The organism is Streptacidiphilus jeojiensis (assembly GCF_042510965.1).
In the GTDB taxonomy this organism is placed as follows: domain Bacteria; phylum Actinomycetota; class Actinomycetes; order Streptomycetales; family Streptomycetaceae; genus Streptacidiphilus; species Streptacidiphilus jeojiensis.
The window spans coordinates 149465-172511 of sequence record NZ_JBEUKS010000013.1 but is presented as its reverse complement, the minus strand read 5'-3'; the positions used below and the strand labels follow the sequence as shown (position 1 = coordinate 172511).

Below are 23047 nucleotides of genomic sequence, written 5' to 3'. Positions count from 1 at the left end.
GTCGGCCACCTGCTTGGAGCAGCGCGGGGGAGGGTCTCGCGGGGGCCAGTGAAACCGCTCTGACCTGCTGTTTTGTCGTCACGTGGCGGACCGTCAGGAACAATCTGACCATGCGTCCGAAAGGCCGCCGGGAGAGGTTTGGCTGACGGCGTCCACCCGCGCAGCCGATCTTGAGGTTGGGTTTTCGCCACGACGGACAGCATCCGACTGCCACAGCGGTTGAACGCACCCGGAGGGTGACGCATGGCCCTGAACGGTTCTCCGTTCCTCGTCGCGACCATCGTGTTCGCACTGGTACTGACCCTGCTCACGCTGGTGGTCTGGAACAGGCTCCCCGGCCCGAAGGCGGTCAGGGTCGGCGTCCGGCTGCTGATGCTGGCGGTGACCCAGGGTGCGGCGGTGCTGGTGGTGCTGGTGTGCGTGAACAACAGCTACGCCTTCTACGACTCCTGGTCGGACCTGATGGGGACGCAGACCGGGGCGGCGTCGTTCGAGGACGGGACCGCGGGCGTCCGGCAGAGCTCGCTGAGCGCCGCGATGCCGGTGCTGGCCAGCTTCCACACCGGGTCCCAGGGGCTGCAGGTGGCCGACCCGATCGGGCCGCGGTCGCACATCCACGGCCAGCTGCTGGTCTGGCTGCCGCCGGAGTACGACGACCCGGCCCATGCCGGCGAGCGCTTCCCGGTGGTGGTGCTGCTGCCGGGGCAGCCGGGCACCCCGATGTCCTGGTTCGACGCCATGAACGGGCAGGACGAGCTGGCCCGGCTGGTCGAGGCGCACCAGGCCCGGCCGATGATCCTGGTCGCGGCCAAGTCGAACACCCTCGGCACCGACGACGCGGGCTGTGCCGACCTCCCCGGCGGACCCAAGACCGACACCTGGCTCGCCAAGGACGTCCCGGCGATCGTCAAGAGCCGGTTCCGGGTGTCCAACGACCCCTACGACTGGTCGGTGATGGGCTACTCGGCCGGCGGGTACTGCGCCACGGACCTGGCGGTGCACCACCCCGGCGTCTACCACTCCGCGGTCAGCATCTCCGGCTACAACGCCCCCGAGGCCCCGGCGGTGACCGACCACCCCGCGCTGACCAGGGCCAACAACCCGCTGCTGGTGCTGCGCCGGACCGCCCGCCAGCCGGACATCGCGCTGCTGCTCACCGGCAGCCTGCAGGACGGTGACACCGTGTCGGACGCCCGCGCCCTGGTCGGCGCGCTGCGGGCGCCGGCCAGCGGGGACGTGGCCACGGTGGCCCGCGGCGGCCACAACATGGACGTCTGGCAGGAGATGCTGCCGACCGCCTTCCAGTGGATCTCCCGGCACCTGCGCTGAGCCGACCGCCCGCGCCCGGCGCGAGGGGAGCCCACCGGTAAGAGTTCGGCTATGCGATTCCCTCTCCGGCCGCAACCCGTCCGACGGCTGCGGTTCTGACGTACCTTTGCGCAGGGGGTGGTGCCACGGCCGCGGCGCACGGGATGACGTCGACGGCCGGACGGGAGCGGGAGTTGATTCGTATCCGGCAGGCGGACATCCGGCAGGCGGAGGGCGACGACGTGCGTGGGCGGGGGGCCGGTCGACCGGCGCGCCAGGTGCACCCGGCGCTCCCCCCGGCGCTGCGCACCTGGCTGGGGCTGGTCGCCGGCCTCGCCGCGCTGGTGGTCGCGGTGCTCGGGGTCTGCTACGCCGACCACCACCGGCCCGGGGCGGCGGACGCCTGGATCCGGTCGGCGGTGGTCGGTCCGCAACCCCGGGGGCTGTCCGTCGCCCTGGACCTGGACGCGATGGGGGAGCCCACCGGGGCGGTGACGCTGGTCGTGGCGGTGGTGCTGGTGTGCCTGCTGCTGCGCCGTCCGCGCGCGGCGGTGCTCGCCGCGGCCGGGACCGGCCTGGCCGTGGTGTCGACGAGCCTGCTCAAGCACGTGGTGGGACGCACCATCAACGGTGCGAACCTGTCCTACCCCAGCGGACACACCGCCTTCGCCACCGCCCTGGCCCTCGCGGTGGCGCTGCTGGCGGCCGAGTGGTTGGGCGCGCTGGCCGGCAGCCTGCTGGTGCTCACGGCGGCGCTGGTGGCGGGCGCCGCCATGGGCTGGGCACAGGTCGCCCTGGACGCGCACTACCCGACCGACGTCCTCGGCGGCTGGTGCGCCGCGCTGGCGGTGGTGCCGGCGACCGCGTGGCTGGTGGACAGGACCATCGACTTCGGTCGCCGGGAGCGGCGCTGACGGGGTGTCACACCGGTTCAGGCCAGTCGGCGGAACACCGGCTTCACCGGCCGTCCGAGCACCCAGGGGGTCGGGTCGGCGGCGTCCAGTGCCCTCCGGTACACCGCACAGGCCCGGGCCACCACGTCGACGGTACGGTCGATGTCGTCCTCGCTGAGGGCGCTGCTCACCACGAACGACGGGGCCAGCACCCCGCCCGCGAGGAGTTCCCGCAGGAACAGCGTGCGGTACTCCTGCGACGGCTCCCCCTTCTCGTCGAGGGTGGCGAAGACCAGGTTGCTGGCCCGGCCCCGGACGACGAGGTGGTCGGCGACCCCGTGGACGGCCGCGGCGTCCCGGACGCCGGCGGCCAAGCGCTCGCCGAGGGCGTGCAGTTGCGCGGTGATGCCCTCCTCGACATAGGTGTCGAGCACGGCCATCGCGGCGGCCAGCGAGTGCGTCTCCGCACCGTGCGTGGTGGAGAGCAGGAACACCCGGTCGCCGGGGTGGCGCAGCCCGCCCCGCTCCATCACCTCGCGACGCCCGGCCAGCGCGGAGACGGCGAAGCCGTTGCCCAGCGCCTTGCCGAAGGTGGAGAGGTCGGGGACGACGCCGTACAGGCCCTGGGCGCCGGCCTCGGACCAGCGCAGGCCGGTGATCATCTCGTCGAAGACCAGCAGGCAGCCGTGGCGGTGGGCCAGTTCGCGGAGGCCTGCCAGGTACCCGACAGGCGGTTCCGCGTAGGTGGCGGGTTCCAGGATCAGGCAGGCGATCTCGCCCCGGAACCGGGTCAGCAGCGCCTCCGTGGCGGCCAGGTCACCGTAGGGGAACGCCACGGTGAGATCCGTGATCGCCGCGGGGATGCCGGCGGACATCGGCGTGGTGCCGATGAACCAGTCGTCGACCGAGAAGAACGGGTGGTCGCCGCAGACGGCCACCCGGGGGCGACCGGTGACCGCGCGGGCCAGGCGCACCGCGGCGGTGGTGGCGTCCGAGCCGTTCTTGGCGAACTTCACCATCTCCGCGGTCGGCACCGTGGCCAGGAAGCGTTCCGCGGCCTCGACCTCCATGATGGAGGGCCGGACGAAGTTGCTGCCGCGGTCGAGTTCCCGCCGCACCGCCTCGATCACGCGCGGGTGGGCGTGGCCGAGGCTGACCGACCGCAGGCCGGAGCCGTACTCGAGGTAGCGGTTGCCGTCCACGTCCCAGACGTGGGCGCCGTGGCCGTGGCTGATGACCGGGGCCAGGCCTTCGGGGTACTGGTCGTCGCCCTTGGCGTAGGTGTGCGCGCCGCCGGGGATCATGGCGTGCAGGCGCTCGTTCGCCTGACTCGAGCGGGTCAGAAGGAGTTCTCTGGTGTCCATGCGGACCTCAAATCTGTTTGGGCTCCAGGACCTCGGCGAGGCTCGGTGCCTCCCGGTCCCGCTGTGACATCGACGTGATCGGCAGTGGCCAGGGAATGGCGAGGTCGGGGTCGTCGAACGCTATCGTCACGTCCTCGGTCGGATCATGAGGACGGTCGATCCGGTAGGAGACGTCGGCGGTCTCCGTCAGAGCCTGGAAGCCGTGGGCGCATCCTGCCGGTATGTAGACGGACGCCTGGGTCTCCCCGGACAGTTCGAAGGAAGCCCAGTTCCGGTAGGTCGGCGAGTCCGTCCGCAGGTCCACGAAGACGTCGAAGACCCTCCCGTAGGAGCACCGGACCAGCTTGGCCTCGCCGGCGCCGGAGCGCAGGTGCAGGCCGCGCAGCACGCCCAGGACCGAGCGGGACACGCTGTCCTGGACGAAGGCGTCCGGGTCCAGGCCCACCGAGCGGACCAAGTCGGCGTCGAAGGTGCGGCAGAAGAAGCCGCGCTCGTCGGCGTACGACGTCGGCTCGAAGAGGTATGCGCCGGCTATCGCCGGGACTTCGGTGGCTTTCATGGCAGTTGCCTGTGTTCCTTCCACTCTCATGGCGCCTCGGGCGAGGCGTGGACGTTGCCGGTCCCCGGGTACAGGACCGCGCTCAGGGCGGCGAACTGGTCCTGGAGCTGCTCGGCGGCGGCCCGGGTCCGTTCCGGGAGCTCCCGGCGCAGCTCCGCCGAGCGCCGCTCCAGCTCCCGGAACTGCTCCAGCAGCCGGTCGGCATCGACCTCGCGGGCCGGGTGGCAGAACTCGCCCAGTCCCATGCCCTGCAGCAGCGCCTCGCTCTTGGCCGCGTAGCAGAGCGCGAGGGTCGGCGTGCCGACCTTCAGCGCGCAGATCAGGTTGTGGTAGCGGGTCGCCACCACGGTGTCGACGGCGGCCACCTCCTTCATCAGGTCGGCCAGCGAGGCCATCTCGGCCAGGGTGACCAGCGGCGAGTCCACCGCGTCCAGGACCTCGGCGACCGCCGGGATGTCCACGTCGTCGCCGGTGATCAGCCGGACCGTCCGGCCCTCCTCGACCAGCGTGCGGATGAAGCGGGTCATCCCGTCCAGGTAGCGGCGGTGGATCTGCTCGGCCCGGGCGCGGTCGTCGTTGCCGCCGTGGAAGGCCATCACGCCGACGCCGACCGGGCCCCCGGGGCCCAGAGGCTCGCTCGACTGCGGCGCCGGCAGCGAGAAGGCGAGGTCCGGGTAGACCTCGTCGTGCGAGGTGTCCACGCCCATCGCCCGCATCGCGTCGCGGGACTGGGCGTCCCGGTAGGACCGGTACGCGGCCAGCCGTCCGGACCAGCTGACCAGGGTGCGGACCGAGCGCCGGCCGATGGTGGCGGCGCCGACGCTGACCAGTGCGACCCGGGTGCCGAACAGCCGCCCGGAGGCGCAGAGCAGGAACAGCGAGTAGGGGAAGCCCCAGGGCCGCAGCGGCAGCGTGGCCTCCAGGACGCCCATGCCGGGCACGATCACCACGTCGTGGCGGCGTACCCAGGCGGCGGTGCGGACGATGTCGACGAACTTGCCCAGGCCCTTGCCCGCGATCGCACCGGCACGGGACGCGGTCCGGTACTCCCCGGTGTACCAGTGCATCCGCACCGCGGGGATCCCGAACCGGGTGGTGACCGCCTCGGGGCCGCCGCACAGCGCGTCGACCCGCGCTTCCGGGTGCTGGGCGCGGAGGTAGCCGAGCACGGCCTCCAGGGACCCGTCGTTGCCGAGGTTGCCGGATCCGAGCAGGCCGAACACCCCGACCCGCACCGGGGTCCGCCGCGCACCCTTTTCCTGAGTCGGTGTCATGCCTGCCTCCCCTCACGGCCGGCGACCAGGGCGTCGATGGAGACGGTGGGCCCGGCCGGGTCGACCGGGGCGCGGTCCTCGACCCGTTCGCCGGCGGCGCCGGGCCTGGCCCGGCTGGTCATCCAGGCGGCCAGGTGGCGGTAGCACTCGCGCCGGTCGGCCGGGGAGATCGGTGCCCGCCGGATCGCCGAGACGAAGCCCCAGACGTACTCGGTGAGCAGACGGGGCGTCGGGTGCAGCGGCCCGGCCCGGCGCGGGTCCAGGTTGACGCAGCGGGAGCGCTTGCTCGGGTTGGCCCGCTCGGCCCGGTTGGGGTGGTCCCGGCGGAAGTACAGCACCTCCGGCACCTGGTGGAAGCGCCCGTACAGGGTGAGCTCGGCGACGAAGGTGCGGTCCGCGTGGTGGTAGCTGTCCAGTGGCTTCACCCGGCGCAGCACGTCGGTGCGCATCACCCCGTAGAAGTCGTCGCCGCCGGGCTGGAACAGCAGGCTGCGGAAGCGCACCGGCGCGTGCGGCGAGTCGGTGTCGAGCGTGTACTCGTAGGGGACCTTCACCTTTCCGTCGCCGTCGATGACCGCCTGGCCGGTGTGCGCCAGGAACACGTCGGGCCGCTCGTCCAGCGCCTCCACGCAGAGCCGCAGCAGGTCCCGGGCGTACAGGTCGTCGTGCGAGGCCCACTTGAACAGCTCGCCGCGGGCCTCGTCGAACACATGGTTGTGGTTGGGCGTGGCGCCTATGTTCCGGGGCAGCCGGAGGTAGCGGATCCGGGAGTCCTTCTCGGCGTAGCGGCGGCAGATGTCCTCGGTGCCGTCGGTCGAGGCGTTGTCGGAGACGACCAGCTCGAAGTCCTCGTAGGTCTGGCCGAGCAGGGCGTCGAACGACTCGGCCAGGTACTCCTCGCCGTTGTACACGGGCAGACCGATGCTCAGCCTGGGCCGGGCGGTCCTGGGCGCTGTCATGGCGTCCTCACTTCGGGGATGGGTTGGAGGTCGCGCCCGCGCAGGGCCGACCGCAGCTGCAGCCACCACACGGCCGAGCTGCTGATGGTCGCGGCGGCCACGCCCCAGGCCGAGCCGACGGTGCCGCCCACGACCGCCCCGCCGATCCCGCCGACGGCGTAGCAGGCGGAGGCGAACAGCTGGCAGCGCAGGCTGAGCCGGGCCGCGCCCAGCGCGCGCAGTCCGGCGGTGGCGCCGATGCCCAGGCTGGCACCGGCGACGCTGAGCGTGGCCGGCACGATCAGCGCCGAGGCGGAGTGCCAGACGGTGCCGAGCACCAGCACCCCGACCCGGTCCGGCAGCAGCAGCAGCGCCCCGCCCCAGAGCAGTGCGGCGACCGCCTGCCCGATGCTGAGCAGGAAGCAGAAGCTGGCCAGCCGGTGCGGGGCCCGCCGCAGCACCCGTCCCGCCTCCGCGACGGTGACCAGGGCCAGCCCGGTGAGCACCGCGTAGAACGGGCCGAGCAGCAGCTCGGCGCCGCGGACCACGCCGACCGAGCTGACCCCGACGATCGCGCCCAGCCCCCAGGCCCGCAGCTGGTACGCGCCGCTGAGGCTGACGTTCTCGACCAGGTAGCGGTAGCCGAGGTCGCGCTGCTCGCGGAGCCACTCGCGGGCTCCGGTCAGCCGGGGCCGGATGCCGGACTGGAGGCAGCCGAACCCCGCGGCGACCCCGGCGGAGGCGCCCCAGGCGAGCAGGAAGGCGGGCACGCTGCCGACGCGGGCCGCCACCACCATGGCCGGGATCAGCGCGATGTCCCAGACCAGGTCGTTGAAGAAGGCCTTCTTCCCGGTGCCGGCGGCGAAGAAGGAGAACCGCCAGGCGTCCTGCAGCAGCAGCGCGGGCAGGATGATGCCCAGCCCGGCGTAGGCGGACCCCACCCGGCCGCCGACGACCAGCCCGGCCGCCAGGCTCAGCGCGCCGATGGCGAGACCTACGCCGAGCGCGGTACCCGTCGCCCGGGCCACCGCGCCGCGCCAGGACTCCACCGACACGCCGCTGAAGCGCACCACCAGCGGGTCGGTGGCCAGCCCGCGGGAGACGTTGAGGACCACGCCGTAGGTCGCCCAGGCCAGGCTGAACACGCCGAACGCGGTCAGTCCCAGCTCGCGGGCCACGTAGATGCCCACGGCGAAGTTGCTCAGGCTGCAGGCCGCCTGGTCGGCCAGGCCCCAGGACAGCCGGCCGGCCACGGCCCGCCTGGCGCTCTGCCGCGCGTGCCTGCCCCGGGCCACCGGCGCCGTCACCGTCTCGCTCTCGGTGGTCATCCGCCCCCCGCCTTGATGAGTCCGGCGTCCCGGAGGGCGTCGGCCGCCACGGCGACGGTGTCGAACGGCAGGCCGGACCGCTCGGCGACGTCCAGCAGGCTCTGCTCGCCGTCGGAGAGGCTGAGCACCCAGAGCATGGCCAGCTGGGCCTCCTTGGCGTCGCTGCGGCCGCCGAGCGAGTCGTACAGCCCGCGCTTGCCCAACTGCGGTTCGCCGTAAGGACTGAGGTTGGTGTACCGGCGGTTGCGGTCCAGCACGGCGAACGCCTCGCGGCAGACGGCGAGGGTGTCCTCCATCGCCTCCGGACTGACGAAGTCCGGGTTGTCCGCCGAGGTGTGGTACTCCGGGTACCCGGCGTACGGGGTCCGGCAGAGCGAGCCCACGCCGAGGTCGAACCCGGGCGAGCAGTACTGCCGCTCGTCGTAGCCGTACGGGGTGAACCCGTTGATCCGGTGCGGCCGTTCGGAGGCGGCCAGGACGTGCCGCAGCACCCGGTCGATCTCCGCGTCGCCGCGCCGGCTCTGCTTGTACGTCAGTTGGCCCCGGTCCCCGGCACAGGCCAGCACCAGCCCGTGCTTCACCCGGTCGACCCGCTCGGCGTTGCGGGCCAGCCAGGTGATCGCCCCGATGGTGCCGGGCGCGAAGATGAACCGGTAGGTGTACCAGGGCGTCTGCCGGGCCAGCTCCTGGGCCAGCGAGACCGCCACCGCGATGCCGGCCAGGTTGTCGTTGGCCAAAGAGGGGTGACAGGTGTGGCAGGAGACGATCACCTCGTCGGCGACCTGCCCCGGGACCACGTGCTCGGCGTAGGTGAGGTGGCCGTCGGCGAGGGTGGAGTCGATCCGCACCTCGTAGTCGGCCTCCGGCAGCGCGTCCAGGGTGTCCTGGGACAGGCAGAACCCCCAGGTGGGCGTGTAGTAGCTGGTCCGGTAGGGCACCAGGTCGGGCTGGTCGGGCAGGGTGTGCAGGTGTCCGCGCAGCTCGGCCAGCGGCATGGTGGCCGCCACCGGGACGCTGTAGCCGAGCACGTGCAGGTTGGAGGCGGCGAAGTCGACGACCCGCCGTCCGGCGGGGTCGGCGATGTAGGCGTCCCGGATGTTCCACTCCTGCGGCACCGTCCAGTCGAGCACCTGGGTCCCCGTCGGCACCTCGTGCACCTGCAGCGGGATGTGCTCGCCGACGATGTCCAGGGTGGCCCGCACACCGTCGCCGGTGATGCTCCGGCAGAGCGGGTACAGCCGCTCCACCAGGGCGTGCATCCGGTCGCCGGACCCGGTCACCGACGCCACCGCAGGGTGTCGTCGACGGCGCCGGCCTCGGAGGCCGCGCGCAGCACGGCGAGCCGGGTGAAGCGGGACTGGAACGCCTCGGCGGTCAGCCCGTGCTCGCGGTACGCCTCGGCGAGCTCCAGCGCGCCCCGCTCGACCGACCACTCGCAGTCGAAGCCGGGTATCGCGGCGCGGAAGCGGGAGAAGTCCACCCGGTAGGACCGCGGGTCGGCGCCGTTCTCCCCGGTGATGACCACCTTCGAGCCCGGCACCGCCTCGGCGACCTTCCCGGCGATCTCGGCGACGGTGACGTTGTTGGCCTCCGTGCCGATGTTGAACGCCTGGTCGTGCACCGCCTGCTGAGGTGCCGTCAGGGCGGCGGTGAAGGCCCGGGCGATGTCGGCCGCGTGCACCAGCGGGCGCCACGGCGTGCCGTCGGAGAGCACCAGCACCTCACCGGACAGGTAGGCGTGGCCCACCAGGTTGTTCAGCACGATGTCGGCGCGCAGCCGGGGCGAGTAGCCGAAGGCGGTGGCGTTGCGCATGTACACCGGGCTGAAGTCGTCGTCGGCCAGCTTGTGCAGGTCGTCCTCGACCCGCACCTTGGACTCCGCGTACGGCGTCACCGGGCGCAGCGGGGCGTCCTCGGTCACCAGGGCGTCGCCGCCGGAGGCGCCGTACACCGAGCAGGTCGACGCGTACAGGAAGCGCTTCACGCCGGCGTCGCGGGCCAGTTCGGCCAGCCGTACCGACGCGTGGTGGTTGATGTCGTAGGTGAGCTGCGGCGCCAGCGACCCCAGCGGGTCGTTGGAGAGCGCGGCCAGGTGGATCACGGCGTCCACCCCGGCCACGTGCTCGGCGGTGATGTCGCGCAGGTCCACCCGCTGTCCCGGCGGGTCGGCCGGCTGCGGGCCCAGCACGCAGTCGGCGAACAGGCCGGCGTCGAGACCGACGACCTCGTGGCCGGCGGCGGCGAGCACCGGGGCCATCACGGTGCCCAAGTAGCCCTGGTGTCCGGTCAGTAGTACGCGCATGGGTCATGCCCCCAGGTCGAGAGTGAGCTTGCTGACGGCGAACGCCTCGGCGTACCGCTCGTTGCATTCGATGCCGCGGATCCGGGCCAGCCCGAGGAAGGCCTCCCGGTCGTACCAGGGCCGATGCTGCTGCGAAGGGTAGTGCTCCTGCAGGAGCTGCACCTTCCGTTCCGCGGTCGCCGGCGACAGCGGCTGGTACGCCGTCGGACGGCCGAGGTCGCCGTCCCATTTGACGATCTCGTAGCCGAGCACCAGATGGTCCCGGAACGCGGTGGTCACCAACTGGGCCAGGCCGCGGTGGTCCTGGTGCGCGTCCTCGGTGCGCGGGGCGACGACCAGGTCCGGATCGATACCCGCGCGCAGTTCCTCGACCGCCTCCTTGGCCTCCTGCCAGTAGGCCGGCAGCCTGCCGTCCGGCAGCTTGAGGACGGTCAGCCGCAGGTCGGCGCCGGGGCAGAAGGCGGCCAGCGCGGCCTGCTCCTCCTGCTCCCGCTCGCTGCCGCCGCCGGAGAGCACCAGCGCGTCGACCCGGATGCCGGGCCGGGCCTGACACAGTGTCAGCAGCGTTCCGCCGGCCCCGATGGCGAGGTCGTCGCAGTGCGCGGCCAGCGCGGCGATCCGGTCCGGCCGCCCGGTTCCGAGCCGTATCATGACGCCCCCACCGCGGTCCGGCCGTCCTGCTCCCACACGGCCCACGGACGGTTGCCGTGGGCGTAGGCGGCGTCCAGCGCGGCCCGCTCCTTCACGGTGTCGGTCGGCTTCCAGAAGCCGCGGTGCTGGTACGCCAGCAGCCGGCCGCCCTTGGCCAGTCCGGCGCATCCGTCGGCGACCAGGTCGCCGTCCTCCGGTATGTGGTCGAAGACCTCCTGGCGGAGCACGAAGTAGCCGCCGTTCTCCCACAGCGGCATCTCGCTGACCGCGGTGATGCCCCCGACCATGCCGTTCTCGCCCAGGTCCACGCAGTGGAACGAGGACTGCGGTGGCACCACCATCATCGACGCGCCGGCGTCGGTCCGGGTGAACCGGTCGATCATCTCCGGCAGCGGGGCGTCGGTGAGCACGTCGGCGTAGTTGGCGAGGAACATCTCGTCGCCGTCCAGGTGGTGCCGCACCCGGCGCAGCCGCTCCCCGATCGGCGACTCGGTGCCGGTCTGCGCGAAGGTGATGGTCCAGTCGGCGATGTCGGTGGACAGCAGCTCGGCCCGGCCGTTGCGCAGCACGAAGTCGTTGGAGGTGGTCTCCTCGTAGTTGAGGAAGAAGTCCTTGATGTGGTGGGCCCCGTAGCCCAGGCAGAGGATGAACTCCTTGTGCCCGTAGTGCGCGTAGTAGCGCATGACGTGCCAGATCAGCGGCCGCGGGCCGACCATCGCCATCGGCTTGGGGGTGTCGTCGGAGGTTCCGTTGCGCATGCGCAGCCCGTATCCGCCGCAGAAGAGTACGACCTTCATGCTGTGACCTCTTTCATGACTGGCGGTTCGACGGCGGGGGGTTCGACAATGCTCAGTTCCGGGATGGGGAAGACCAGCCGGCCGCCCCAGGAGTGCACGAAGGACAACTGCTCGACCAGCTCGGCCCGCAGGTTCCACGGGAGGACGAGCACGTAGTCGGGCTTGTCGATGCCGATCTGCTCGGGCGACAGGATCGGGATGCGGGTGCCCGGGGTGAACCTGCCGTGCTTGTAGGGGTTGCGGTCGACCGTGTACGGCAGCAGGTCGGGCCGGATGCCGCAGTGGTTGAGCAGGGTGTTGCCCTTGCCGGGGGCGCCGTAGCCGACCACCGTCCTGCCCTGGTCGGCTGCCTCGATCAGGAACCGCAGCAGGTCCCGGCGCACCTTCGCCACCCGGGCCGAGAACTCGGTGTAGCCGGACAGCTCCTGCAACCCGGCGGCCTTCTCCCGGGCCAGCACGTCGGACACGCGCTGACTCGGCTCACCGGCCGCCTCGGCAGGCCGGGCCCACAGCCGGATCGAGCCGCCGTGGGTGGGCAGCAGTTCGACGTCGACGAGCGCGAGCCCGCCGCTGGCCAGCGCCCGGATCGCGGACGCCACCGTGTAGTACTGGAAGTGCTCGTGGTAGATGGTGTCGTACTGGTTCTCCTCGATCAGGGTGAGCAGGTGCTGCACCTCGATGGAGACCCAGCCGTCGTCGGCGACCAGGGCCCGCAGCCCCTGGGTGAAGCCGACCACGTCGGGGATGTGCGCGTACACGTTGTTGGCCACGACCAGGTCCGCCGGGCCGTGCTCGGCACGGACGGCGGCGGCGACCTCGGGGCCCAGGAACTCGGTGAGGGTGGGCACCCCCGCCTCCCGTGCCGCCGCGCCCACGTTCACCGAAGGCTCGATGCCCAGGCAGCGGATCCCGCGGTCCACCATGTGCCGGAGCAGGTACCCGTCGTTGCTGGCGACCTCGACCGCGAAGGCGTCGGGGCCCAGGCCCAGCCGCTCCACGGCGCCGGCCACGAAGCTGCGCGCGTGCTCCACCCAGGAGGTCGAGTAGGAGGAGAAGTACGCGTACTGCGTGAACGTCTCCTCCGGCGTGATCAGCGGCGGGATCTGCGCCAGCCAGCACTCGGTGCAGACCCGCAGGTGCAGCGGGTAGGCCGGCTCCGGCTGGTCCAGTTGGTCCGCGGCGAGAAAGCTCTCGCACGGTGGGGTCGCCCCCAGGTCGACGACGCTCTCCAGCGCCGCCGAGCCGCAGAGTCGGCATCGTGTCATCGCTTGCTCCCATTCGTGGTCGCGCGGGTGTCCCCGTCGCCGGACCGGGCCGCGATCGCCGCCCGGTATCCCTCCTCCAGACGCTCCAGTCCGACCGCCGGACTGAAGCCCTGCTCATATCGGCGCCGGGCCGCCTGACCCATTCGGGCCGCCGGACCGGACTCCGCGCCGCCGTCCGCCGTGATCCGGCGCAGGCACTCGGCGAGTGACGCGGCGTCACCGGGCTTGTGCAGCAGCCCGGTCACCCCGTCCTCGACCAGTTCGACGAAGGCCCCGTGGCCGGCTGCGACGGTCGGCACCCCGGCCGCCATCGCCTCCACGACCACCAGGCCGAACGCCTCCAGCCAGGTCGAGGGCGCCACCACGGCGACCGACCGGGCGACGACCTTGCGGCTCTCCGCCGGGTCGCACAGGCCGATGAACCGCACGTCGTCCCGGCCCGCGGCCCACTCGGCCACCTCCTGCTCCAGCGGCCCGGCACCGGCGACCACCAGCGGCACACCGACACCGCCCGCCCCGGAGACTGCGTCCCAGGCGGCCATCAGCAGCCGGACCCCCTTGGCCTCGGCGAGCCGGCCCAGGTAGAGCAGGTGCTCGCCGGGGCCCTCGCGCAGCGCGCCCGGTTCCGGGACGAAGTTGTGCTTCACCGTCAGCCGCTCGGGCGGCATGCCGGAGCGCACCAGGACGTCGCGCTGCGCCGCGGAGATGCAGAAGAAGCGGTCCACGCCGGACCACCAGCGCCGCCGGTTGACCGCCAGGCTGACCGCCAGCGGCACCGTCGCCAGCCGGGAGTCGCGGTAGCAGCCGTGCCGCACGGCGGGCAGCGGCAGCTTCGGCCCGACGCACTCGGTGCAGGGCCGGCCGTCCCGCTGCAGCGTGCCCGGCGCGCAGACCTGGGTGTAGTTGTGCAGCGTGGCGACGACCGGCACGCCGGCGTCGGCGCAGCCGGCCAGCACCGCCGGCGACAGCAGCGGGAAGACGTTGTGGACGTGCACCACGTCCGGCCGCTCGGCGCGGAGCCGGGCGGCGAGCTCGGAGCGGACCGCCGGGTTCCACGGCACCAGCAGCGGCAGCGCGGCCTTGCCCGGCAGGGACCGGGCGGCGATGTCGTCGCTGCGCCGCTCGAACAGGTCGACCCGGTGGCCGGCCCCGCGCAGCAGCTCCAGCTCCTGGTCGACGACGTTGTTCTCCCCGCTCGGCTGCGCCGAGGAGTAGCGGTTGTGCACGACTAGGACATGCATGATCAGGCCACCTCCAGTTCCGGTCCCTCGGTTGCGGTGCGCATCGCCTCCCGGGAGCGGGGCAGCGTGAGTCGCCGTCGGCGGCCCTGGGGCGCTGGTATGGGTACGGCTTCGGCGGGCGCCACCAGCAGTGAGGCGGCCACGGCCAGGTGCAGCAGGTACGGGGAGGCGTCGCCCAGCCCGACCTCGGTGTACGAGGCGATCACGCAGTAGCTGATCAGGAAGATGGCGCAGGCCCGCGGCAGCGACGGCGGCCGCAGCAGTGCGATGCCGCCCAGCACCAGGACGATCGCCGCGACCAGGGCGACGCCGAGCAGGCCCTGTTCGTGGAAGATGGCCAGCCAGCTGTCGTCGATCGGCAGGCCGCCGTACGACTTGTCGCCCAGGCCCACGCCGAAGATGTCCTGCGAGACGGTCCTGGGGGCGCTCAGCAGGGCGTCCCAGACCTTGGCCCGGCCGGTGAGGCTGGCGAAGTTCTCCTGGCTCTGTCCGCGCAGGAACCAGGTCTGCAGCGCCGAGCTGAACCCGATCGCGGCCACCAGCGCGAGCACCACCACCCAGGAGAAGAACCGGCGGGCGGCCCCGCTGGTCAGGATGAGCGAGCTGATCGCCAGCGCCAGCCCGATGAGCAGGCCGAGGGTGGCGGTCCGGGTGTGGGTCAGCGCCAGCAGCACGAACGACGGCACGATGATCACCGCCGCACCGGTCTTGGTGGTCCGCCGTCCCACCGCGAGCAGCACGGTGAGCCCGATGATCACTGCGGCGTACTGGCCGATCTGAGGTGGCGTCAGCGGCCACAGGTCGCCGACCAGCCGGCCGCCGTAGAGGCCGGGCAGCGCCGCCCCCGGTGAGATGACCAGACCGGCCGCCACCGGCATGAGCACCAGGAAGTACATCCGGATGTGGTGTCTCACGAAGGTCAGACTGCCGTCCCACCAGCGGCTCAGCAGCCACAGCGCGCCGACGAAGAGCAGCAGCCGGAAGCAGCGGAACAGCGAGCCGTACCCGGACTCCAGCCGCGCGCTGGAGACCACGCTCGCCACCAGCAGCAGGGAGAGCAGCAGCATGTAGGCGCTGGGGCGGATCCGCAGCCGCAGGTTGACCGTGAGCGCCAGCACGAACGCGGTGACCAGCGCGCCCATGGTGACCGCCTGGATGAGCGAGCGGGGCAGCGGGACGATGGTCTTCGCCCCGGCCGAGCCCAGCGTGTTGAGGATCAGCAGGCCCCAGGCCGTCCCGACCAGCTTCGGCGGTTCGGCGGGGCGCCGACCGGTGTCCAGCTCCGCGCCGTTGTCGTCCGGCTCCTGCGGCGTGCCGCTGCGCATCAGGTCCAGGCCCATCTCAACCACCGGCCTTGGGGCCGAAGGTGCTGCCTGTGTCCTGCCGGTACGGCGCCGCCTGCCACTGCCCGGTGTTCAGCACCACGCCCTGGTCGTGGGCGACGAAGCTCCACGGTCCGCTGTAGGTGTTGTCGTACCAGCGGTTCTGCTGGTCGAAGGTGATCGCCTGCGCCACCGGGTCGCCCTTGTACGGCGACCAGTCCGGATAGCTGCCGTAGTTGGACAGCACCGCCATCCGGCCGCACAGGCCCGCGCACCCGGCGGTGGACCCGCTCTGCACGAAGCGGTTGTCGTGGATGTCCACCCGTTGGGTCTTCCAGCGGCAGTCGGAGTAGAGCGGTGCGTGGGCGATGGCCGGCTGGGCGCAGGTCTTGACGTCCGGCACCAGCAGGGTGCAGTCACCCGACGAGGTGTTGGCCGGGCTGTTGCAGAACCGGTCGGCGTTCTCCCACAGGGTGATCCCTGACCAGTTGTCCGTCAGCACGTTCCCGTAGATGTCGATCCGGGTGGTACGGGCCTTGATCCGGGGTTCGCCGCCGGACTCCGACAGGTAGACGGTCCCGTAGGGGAAGTCGTCGCCGCCGGCGGCGGCCGTCCGCCCCTCGACCAGTTCGTTCCGCCGGATCGTGTTGTACCGGATGACCGCGTTGTAGCTGGCCTCGTAGATCAGCGCGGCACCGTCGTTGTTCTCGATGACGTTGTCCTCGATAAGGAAGTCGTTGTTGTTGGTGTCCGCCCACAGCCCGGTGCCGCGGTTGTCGTGCACCCAGTTGCCGGTGATGTCGGCGCCGTTGACGGCCCAGAACTTGACGCCTCCGCTGCAGCCGCAGTCCGGCTGGCGCCGCTCCCAGTCGCCGGTGTTGTTGCCGGTGATCTCGTCGCCCTGGAGCACCAGACCGGTGATGGTGCCGTCGCCCTTGTAGGCGTTCATGCCGTACTGGCCGTTGCGGCGCAGGCAGCTGGAGCGGACCTGCTCGCGGGCGCCGGCCATCAGCCCGGCGCCGGAGTTGTCCTGGACGGTGGTGTGCTCGATCACCCAGCCGTCGGCGGAGTCGTGGTTGACCACGCCCTCGTCCTGCGGCGCGGCGAAGTGCTGGACGGTCAGATAGCGGATGCTGACGTCGGCGGCGCTGCCGCCGAAGGCGGTCTGGTTGTCGTTCTGGCCGTCGAGCACCGCGCCCGGTGCGCCGACGTAGACGTCCCCGTCCTTGGGGACGACCTGGTCGAAGGCGCCCGACCCGAGCCGGTGGGTACCCGGTAGGAGCCAGAAGGTGGTGTGCGGGGGGCTGTTCACGGTCTTCGTGACCAGGTCGCCGACGACCGCGGGGTCGACCGTCACCGCCCCCGCCGGAGCCGTGGCCGGTCCGGCCGGGATCCGGTCGCACACCGGGGTCGCCGACGCCGGCGCCACCCCGGCGGGCTCGGAGGTGGGCACGGCGGTCGGCGCGGCGGACGTTCCGACGGACGGCGCGCCGGTCGGCGCCACCTGGACGTCAGGTGTTCCCCCGCAGCCGGCGATCGTCAGCAGGGCCGTCGCCGACAGTGCCGCCGACCACGCCCAGTGCCGCAACTTCCCCCCCACGTGCCCACTCCCTAGCTGTGTGCGAACTACCGGCCTAACAGGTGAACGTGAGCACCGTGGTGAACCCCTCCCCTTCGTCCACGTCACCGGTGCCGACCAGCACCGTGGCGGGCTGTCTGCGCCCGAAGCCGGGGGAGTACCAGCCCAGCGGTGGGTCGGTCTCACCGCGGTGCGCCTGCCAGTCGAGCTGCCCGGGCAGGTCGAGCACCGCGGAGCGGTCCTCGCCGTCGACGGTCCAGCTGAGCACGGCCTGGCTCCCCACCAGTTCCGCGGCGACAGCCGGACCGAGGTGGAACGCCAGCTTCGCGGCCCGGCGCGGGCCCTGCACCTCGTCGACGATCAGCAGTTGCCGGTCGGCGGCGGTCAGTTCGACCCGGCGGCGGTGCACGGAGCCCCGGTAGCCGTCGTGCTCGGCACTCCAGCGGGTGACCCCTGCGTCGGCCGTACCGTCAGCCGCGCCGGCGGTCAGCACCCGGCTGCGGGCGTGCCGGGTCCACAGGAACGGGCCGCCGGAGCCGGACTGGTCGGCGCCGTCCAGCTGCAGGGTGTTGTGGCCCAGCGTCGACCGGAAGTACTGCCGCCACTCGGGCTGCCCGTGGTAGCAGTAGGTCCCCGGGTCGGCCAGCACGTCCACCCCGTCGTGCCGGACCTCCACCGACAGCGCGTCGGCGTGGGCGTGCGCGGCGATGGACAGGAAGCCGTGCGGACCGCCGTCGCAGCGGCACCAGATCTCCTCCGGACCGCGCAGCACGGTCAGGCCCGCGTCGGCGAAGTGGTCCGGCCGCCGGGTCGGGCGGACCGCCGCCGATTCGGTGCGCCGGACCAGCGCGGCCAGCAGCGGGGTGCGCACATCGGTGCCGGTCACCGCGGGCCACCAGTCGAGTCGGCCGAACACGGCGTCCCCGGTGGCCAGCAGCGAGGACCAGCGGTCCGTCCCTGCGCCGTCCACCACCAGGCCGTAGCCGTCGTCGGCGTCGCCCTGGCGCGGCGGGCGCAGCCGGTTGTCCACGACGGCCGCCAGCGCGTCGGTCATCCGCAGCAGCACCAGCCGGACCGACGCCGGGACCGGCACCTCGGCGGCGTCCGCCTCGGCCAGCGCGGCCAGGCCGAGCTCCAGCACCAGTCCGTGGTACTCGCTGGCCAGTTCGCGGTTGATCCCCGAGTCGAAGGTGTTGCTGCGCAGGTGCCGCTCCAGCGACCGCAGCGCGTCGTCCCGCCAGCGCTCCGATTCCGAGAACCAGCCGAACGCGCAGGCCCCGGCGAACTGACCGGCGGCCTCGGCGATGACGTGGTTGTTGGCCGAGGAGCCCCGGCTGGGGAAGGCGGCCAGCCAGCGCTGGTGGTGCCAGATCTGCTGCAGCGCCACCGGGTTGGACTCGAACAGCGCGGACGCGCCCGCCCATCCTTCGAGCAGGCGGCGGACCCAGACCCAGGACAGCAGCCGGACGCCCAGCTCGATGCCGCTGGTCCAGTGCACCCCGCGGAGCGGCGGGTTGACGTCCCACCAGGACCGCAGGTGCTCGGCCACCCGCTCGGCGTAGCGGTCCTCGCCGGTGACCGCGTAGGCGGCGGCGAGCACGGTCAGGTGGTGGTGCCGGGACAGCTCCCAGATCTGCTTGATGTCCCCGACCGCCTCCTCGTCGCGGTAGGGCACGTCGAAGGCGTAGCCCGAGGGGGCGCGGCGCCCGGTCTTCGGGTCGAACCACCAGTCCGGGGCGACCAGGTCGTCGCGGACCACCCCGAAGTACTCGGCATGACCGTCCATCAGTCGGTCCGCCTCGGCGACCAGGCGTTTGGCGGCGTCCGGCGGCACGGCGGCGAGGGTGCCGGCGGGCAGCACCGCGGTGAACCGGGCGCCGGCCACGCCCGGGGCGTCGGGCAGCCCGGACCGCCAGCGCCGGCGGCGCACCGTGTCGGCCACCCGGCCGCCGACCTCCTGCGGCCCCATCCGGGACAGCCGGCGGAGGTACCAGCCTGCGGACGTGGCCCCGCTCATCGCGTCCGCTCCGACGACTCCGAGGGCTCCGACGTCTGCAACGTCACCGGGGCGCCGGCGGCCAGGCTGGCCTGCACGGCGAAGGTGGCAGCGGTGGTGGCGACCAGCGACTCCAGCGGCACCGGCATCGGCCCCCCGGTCCGCACGGCCGTCAGGAACGCGTCCAGCTCGGCGCGCTGGCCCTTGTCCTTGGCCTTGGGCAGCCGCGAGCTGACCCACCGCTTGCGGCCGTACACCGAGGCGCGGACGAAGTCGTCGAGCCGCAGCACCTGCCCGTCCGCGATCAGGTCCAGCGTCTCCTTGGGGAAGCCGGGTGCGCCGTTGGAGACATAGCTGATGGTCGCGGTGGACCCGCCCGGGTAGCGCAGCACCACCTGGAGGTCCTCGTTGCCGGGCGTGGTGAGCGCGTACACCGAGACCGGGTCGGCCCCCAGCAGCCAGCTGGCCGTGTCGATGAAGTGCCCGCCCTCGCCCTCGAAGCGGGTGCCCTCGGTGTCCTGCCGCAGGTACCAGCTGCCGTGCTCCAGCCGGCCCGCGTTGACCAGGTAGCGCAGGCTGGCCGGACCGGTCGGGGCGCCGAACCGGCCCTTGGCCTCCTGCAGCAGCGGCGCGAACCGGCGGTTGAAGCCCACCTGCAGCCGGTCGTTGCCGGACTCCTCGACCGCCTTGAGCACGCCGGCCAGCTCGTCCCCGGAGAGCGCCAGCGGCTTCTCCACGAAGACGGTCTTCCCGGCCCGCAGCGCCCGTTCGGTCAGTGCGGCGTGCGAGCTGTGCCGGGTGGCCACGAACACCGCGTCGACGGACGCGTCGTCCAGCACCGCGTCGAGGTCGGTGGTCGCCTCGGCGAAGCCGAACTTGCGCTGCGCGTTGGCGGCGGACAGCGCCGTCGTGGTGACCACGGTGGCCAGCTCGACGCCCTCGCGCCGGGCCAGGTGCGGCAGCAGCATCGACGTCGCGTAGTTCCCGGCGCCGATGAACGACAGCCGCACCGTCGCCTTGGCCGGCCGGGCCGGTGCGGGGCGCGCGGCGGCCACCGCCGGCAGACCGACCACGGGCGCGGCCACCTCCTCAGCTTCGGGGACTGCCGCCTCGGGGGCTGCGGCATCGAGATACTGGAACAGCACCGCCACGGCCTTCAGGCCGCCGTCCTTCAGCAGCTGGTAGGTCTCGACGGCGTCGTCGAAGTCGGCGACCTTGGAGACCAGCGGCTCCACGTCGACGCTGCCCCGGGCCAGCAGGTCGAGGAAGCAGGCCAGGTTGCGGCGCTCGGTCCAGCGCACATAGCCGATCGGGTAGTCCCGGCCGTCGAGCTCGTACCCGGGGTCGTAGCGGCCGGGGCCGTACGAGCGGGAGAACCGGACGTCCAACTCCTTCTCGTAGTAGGCGTTCCAGGGCAGGTCCAGGCGGCACTTGCCGATGTCGACGATCCGGCCGCGGTCCCGGCTCAGCTGGGCGGCCAGCTCGACCGGCTGGTTGCTGCCGCCGCCCGCCGCCAGGTACACCTGGTCCACGCCGTGGCCGTCGGTGAGCTCGGCGACCGCGGTCGCCACGGCGGCGGAGGCGGGATCGCCGCAGGCCGCCGCGCCCAGCCGCTCGGCGAGCTCGCAGCGGGTCGGGTCCGGGTCCACCCCGACCACGCGGACGCCCGAAGCGGCCAGCAACTGCACCACCAGCTGCCCGATCAGCCCCAGGCCGATGACCAGCGCCACCTCGCCGAGCTGCGGCTCGCCCTGACGGACCCCCTGCATCGCGATCGACCCGACGGTGCCGAAGGCGGCGTGCCGCGGCGCGAGGCCGTCCGGCACCCGGGCGTAGAGGTTCTTCGGCACCCAGTTCAGTTCGGCGTGCAGCGCGAACTCATTGCCGGCGCAGGCCACCAGGTCGCCGACGGCCACGTCGTCGATGCCGACGCCGACCTGCTCGACCACCCCGCACAGCGAGTAGCCCAGCGGGGTGTAGGAGTCCAGCTTGTTGATCACCTTGCGGTAGGTGGCGCCCAGCCCGTTGGTGGCCACGCTCTGCATGACCTTGGCGACCTGGTCGGGACGCGAGCGGGCCTTGCCCACCATCGACATGCCGGCCTCGGAGACCTTCATCATCTCGGTGCCGGTGGATATCAGCGAGTAGAGGCTCCGGACCAGCACACCGCCTGGCTTGCACCCCGGTACCGGCACGTCGAGCAGCGCCAGCTCACCGCTCTTGTAGTTCTGCACAACCTGCTTCACGTGAACTCCTAGGTCTTCTGCGCCGTTTCCTACGCGGTCACGTGCGGGTGGTGGTCGGATCCGGGTGGTGGTCGGACGATCCGGAGATCGCGCCGCGGTACCAGTACTCGAGGGTCAGCACGTGCCACAGGTGCTTGGAGTAGTCCTGCTGCCCGGCGGCGTCCTCGGCGACCATCCGCGCCAGCGCCTCCCGGCGCAGGATCCCGGCGCGGACCAGCTCGCCGTCGTTGATCACCTCGCGCACCAGCGGTGCCAGGTCCCGGCTCATCCAGGCCCGCAGCGGGGCGCTGAACAGACCCTTGGGCCGGTAGACGATCTCCCGTGGCAGGATCGAGGTCGCCGCCTCCTTGAGCACGGCCTTGCCCTGCCGCCCGACGATCTTGCGGTTGCCGGGGATGCTGAAGGCGGCCCTGACCACCTCCACGTCCACGTAGGGCACCCGCACCTCGGTGGAGGCGGCCATGCTGGACCGGTCCGTGTAGGCGAGGTTGAGGCCCGGCAGGAACATCCGGGAGTCGGCCAGGCACATCCGGTTGACGGCGTCGTCCAGCTCGTTGTCCTGGTAGACGTCGGCGTGCTCGGTCAGCACGTCGTCGACGGTCCCGGCCAGGTCCGGATTGACCAGGGCGAGCAACTCGTCCTGGTCGTACATGGTGTAGCTGCGCCGGAACGCGGTCTCCTCCGGCAGGTCGGCGAAGGAGAGGAAGCGCTTGGCGAAGCGCACCGACCGGTAGCCGCGGTTGGCCGTGGCGACCGGCAGCCGGCCCACGGTCGCGGAGACCCCGCGCCGCAGCGGCCCCGGGACGCGCTGGTAGCGCACCGCGAGCCGGTTGGCCAGGTGCTTGCGGTAGCCGGCGAACAGCTCGTCGGCGCCCATCCCGGAGAGCATCACCTTGACCCCGGCCTCCCGGGCGGCCGAGCAGATCAGGAAGGTGTTGATGGCGGCGGGGTCGCCGATCGGCTCGTCCAGGTGGTACGTCATCTTCGGCAGCAGGTCCAGGACCTGCGGGGCGATCTCGATCTCGTGCAGGTCCACGCCGAACTGTGCGGCCACCTGCCGGGCGTAGCGCAGGTCGTCCGGCATCGCCTCGAACCTGGCGTCCTCGGCGCGGAAACCGATCGTGTAGGCGGAGATCCCGGCCTGGTGACGGGCCGCCAGCGCGGTCAGGTAGCTGGAGTCGAGACCGCCGGAGAGGAAGGTCGCCACCGGGACGTCGGACAGCAGGTGACGCCTGGTCGAGTCCTCGATCACCGCGGCCAGGTCCGGCAGCTCGCCGCTCAGGGCCCGCTGCTGCCCCTCGGCGGCGACCTCCTTCAGGTTCCAGAACCGGCCGCGCTGCACGCTGCCGTCGGGACGGCAGCGCAGCCAGCTCCCCGGCGGCAGCTTCTCCGCCTCGCGGAACGCGCAGCGGGAGTCCGGCACCCAGTAGTAGAGCAGTGAGGCCACCAGCGCCGCCTGGTCCACCTCCAGCGACCCGCCGCTGACGGCGGCCAGCGCCTTGAGCTCGGAGGCGAACACCAGGCCGCCACCGCGCCGGAGCAGGAACAGCGGCTTGATGCCGAGCTGGTCCCGGGCGAGCACCAGCTCGCCGGTGCGCTCGTCGAAGACCGCGAAGGCGAACATGCCGCGCAGCCGGGGCAGGCAGTCGGTGCCCCAGCGGCGCCAGGCCTCCAGCAGTACCTCGGTGTCGGAGGTGCCGCGGAAGCGCACCCCGGCGGCGGCCAGCTCGGTGCGCAGCTCGGGCGCGTTGTACAGCTCGCCGTTGTAGGAGAGCGAGAGGCCGTCCGAGACCATCGGCTGGGCGCCGGTCTCGGACAGGTCGATGATGGCCAGCCGACGGTGCCCCAGGTGCACCTCGCCGTCGCCGACGGGGTGGCTGTACCGGCCCTCGCCGTCCGGACCGCGGTGGGCCAGGATGTCGGTGAGCCGGTCGGTGACGGCCTTCCCGTCCGGCCATCGGTAAGCGCCTGCTATGCCGCACAT

The 23047-nt window shown here is 72.4% G+C and carries 18 protein-coding genes; 2 read left to right on the top strand and 16 right to left on the bottom strand.

Annotated features, from left to right (window positions below; translation table 11 throughout):
- Positions 1-243 precede the first annotated feature (243 nt).
- Together ABUW04_RS31015 and ABUW04_RS31010 are read left to right on the top strand one after the other, a co-directional pair.
- Positions 244-1329, top strand: a complete 1086-nt coding sequence (locus ABUW04_RS31015) for an alpha/beta hydrolase (protein ID WP_051725484.1) — start codon at positions 244-246, stop codon at positions 1327-1329.
- A 221-nt stretch (positions 1330-1550) separates the two neighbouring features.
- Entirely contained in the window at positions 1551-2222 is a 672-nt protein-coding gene (locus ABUW04_RS31010) for a phosphatase PAP2 family protein (RefSeq protein WP_380567894.1), read from the top strand.
- Between the two features lie 17 nt (positions 2223-2239).
- On the opposite strand, the gene ABUW04_RS31005 is transcribed toward ABUW04_RS31010, so the two are convergent.
- Genes ABUW04_RS31005 through asnB form a run of 16 tightly spaced genes read right to left on the bottom strand, consistent with a single transcriptional unit; the run spans position 2240 to position 23047 of the window.
- Positions 2240-3565, bottom strand: coding sequence for a glutamate-1-semialdehyde 2,1-aminomutase (locus ABUW04_RS31005; RefSeq protein ID WP_380567825.1), 1326 nt, complete (start codon positions 3563-3565; stop codon positions 2240-2242).
- A gap of 7 nt (positions 3566-3572) precedes the next feature.
- A complete protein-coding gene (gene rfbC / locus ABUW04_RS31000) occupies positions 3573-4124 on the bottom strand; it encodes a dTDP-4-dehydrorhamnose 3,5-epimerase (protein WP_380567823.1) in 552 nt (183 codons plus the stop codon).
- A gap of 26 nt (positions 4125-4150) precedes the next feature.
- Positions 4151-5398: a polysaccharide pyruvyl transferase family protein gene (locus ABUW04_RS30995; protein WP_380567821.1), complete on the bottom strand. Its 1248-nt coding sequence runs from the start codon at positions 5396-5398 to the stop codon at positions 4151-4153.
- Positions 5395-6357 (bottom strand): glycosyltransferase family 2 protein, encoded by a 963-nt coding sequence (locus ABUW04_RS30990; protein ID WP_380567820.1) that lies wholly within the window; start codon positions 6355-6357, stop codon positions 5395-5397. Before ABUW04_RS30990 ends, ABUW04_RS30995 begins: the two co-directional genes overlap by 4 nt.
- Entirely contained in the window at positions 6354-7664 is a 1311-nt protein-coding gene (locus ABUW04_RS30985; RefSeq protein WP_030255980.1) for an MATE family efflux transporter, read from the bottom strand. Before ABUW04_RS30985 ends, ABUW04_RS30990 begins: the two co-directional genes overlap by 4 nt.
- Positions 7661-8953 (bottom strand): DUF4910 domain-containing protein, encoded by a 1293-nt coding sequence (locus ABUW04_RS30980; RefSeq protein ID WP_380567818.1) that lies wholly within the window; start codon positions 8951-8953, stop codon positions 7661-7663. Before ABUW04_RS30980 ends, ABUW04_RS30985 begins: the two co-directional genes overlap by 4 nt.
- Positions 8941-9966 carry an NAD-dependent epimerase/dehydratase family protein gene (locus tag ABUW04_RS30975; protein ID WP_030255983.1) on the bottom strand — a complete coding sequence of 342 codons (1026 nt, stop codon included), beginning with the start codon at positions 9964-9966 and terminating at the stop codon, positions 8941-8943. Before ABUW04_RS30975 ends, ABUW04_RS30980 begins: the two co-directional genes overlap by 13 nt.
- A 3-nt stretch (positions 9967-9969) precedes the next feature.
- A complete protein-coding gene (locus tag ABUW04_RS30970) occupies positions 9970-10617 on the bottom strand; it encodes a PIG-L deacetylase family protein (RefSeq protein WP_030255985.1) in 648 nt (215 codons plus the stop codon).
- Entirely contained in the window at positions 10614-11414 is an 801-nt protein-coding gene (locus ABUW04_RS30965) for a glycosyltransferase family protein (protein WP_030255988.1), read from the bottom strand. The genes ABUW04_RS30970 and ABUW04_RS30965 overlap by 4 nt, the downstream gene beginning before the upstream one ends.
- Positions 11411-12679: a methyltransferase domain-containing protein gene (locus ABUW04_RS30960; RefSeq protein ID WP_380567816.1), complete on the bottom strand. Its 1269-nt coding sequence runs from the start codon at positions 12677-12679 to the stop codon at positions 11411-11413. The genes ABUW04_RS30965 and ABUW04_RS30960 overlap by 4 nt, the downstream gene beginning before the upstream one ends.
- Positions 12676-13920, bottom strand: coding sequence for a glycosyltransferase family 4 protein (locus tag ABUW04_RS30955; protein WP_380567815.1), 1245 nt, complete (start codon positions 13918-13920; stop codon positions 12676-12678). Before ABUW04_RS30955 ends, ABUW04_RS30960 begins: the two co-directional genes overlap by 4 nt.
- A 2-nt stretch (positions 13921-13922) precedes the next feature.
- Positions 13923-15260: an O-antigen ligase domain-containing protein gene (locus tag ABUW04_RS30950; protein ID WP_380523295.1), complete on the bottom strand. Its 1338-nt coding sequence runs from the start codon at positions 15258-15260 to the stop codon at positions 13923-13925.
- Between the two features lies 1 nt (position 15261).
- Entirely contained in the window at positions 15262-16842 is a 1581-nt protein-coding gene (locus tag ABUW04_RS30945; RefSeq protein WP_380567813.1) for a right-handed parallel beta-helix repeat-containing protein, read from the bottom strand.
- 34 nt (positions 16843-16876) lie between these two features.
- The gene (locus ABUW04_RS30940) at positions 16877-18838 is read right to left on the bottom strand and encodes a heparinase II/III family protein (protein WP_380567811.1); all 1962 of its coding nucleotides are present in this window, start codon (positions 18836-18838) and stop codon (positions 16877-16879) included.
- The gene (locus ABUW04_RS30935) at positions 18835-21063 is read right to left on the bottom strand and encodes a bi-domain-containing oxidoreductase (protein ID WP_380567809.1); all 2229 of its coding nucleotides are present in this window, start codon (positions 21061-21063) and stop codon (positions 18835-18837) included. Before ABUW04_RS30935 ends, ABUW04_RS30940 begins: the two co-directional genes overlap by 4 nt.
- A 37-nt stretch (positions 21064-21100) precedes the next feature.
- On the bottom strand, positions 21101-23047 hold the full coding sequence (asnB, locus tag ABUW04_RS30930) for an asparagine synthase (glutamine-hydrolyzing) (protein ID WP_030256002.1): 1947 nt from the start codon (positions 23045-23047) through the stop codon (positions 21101-21103).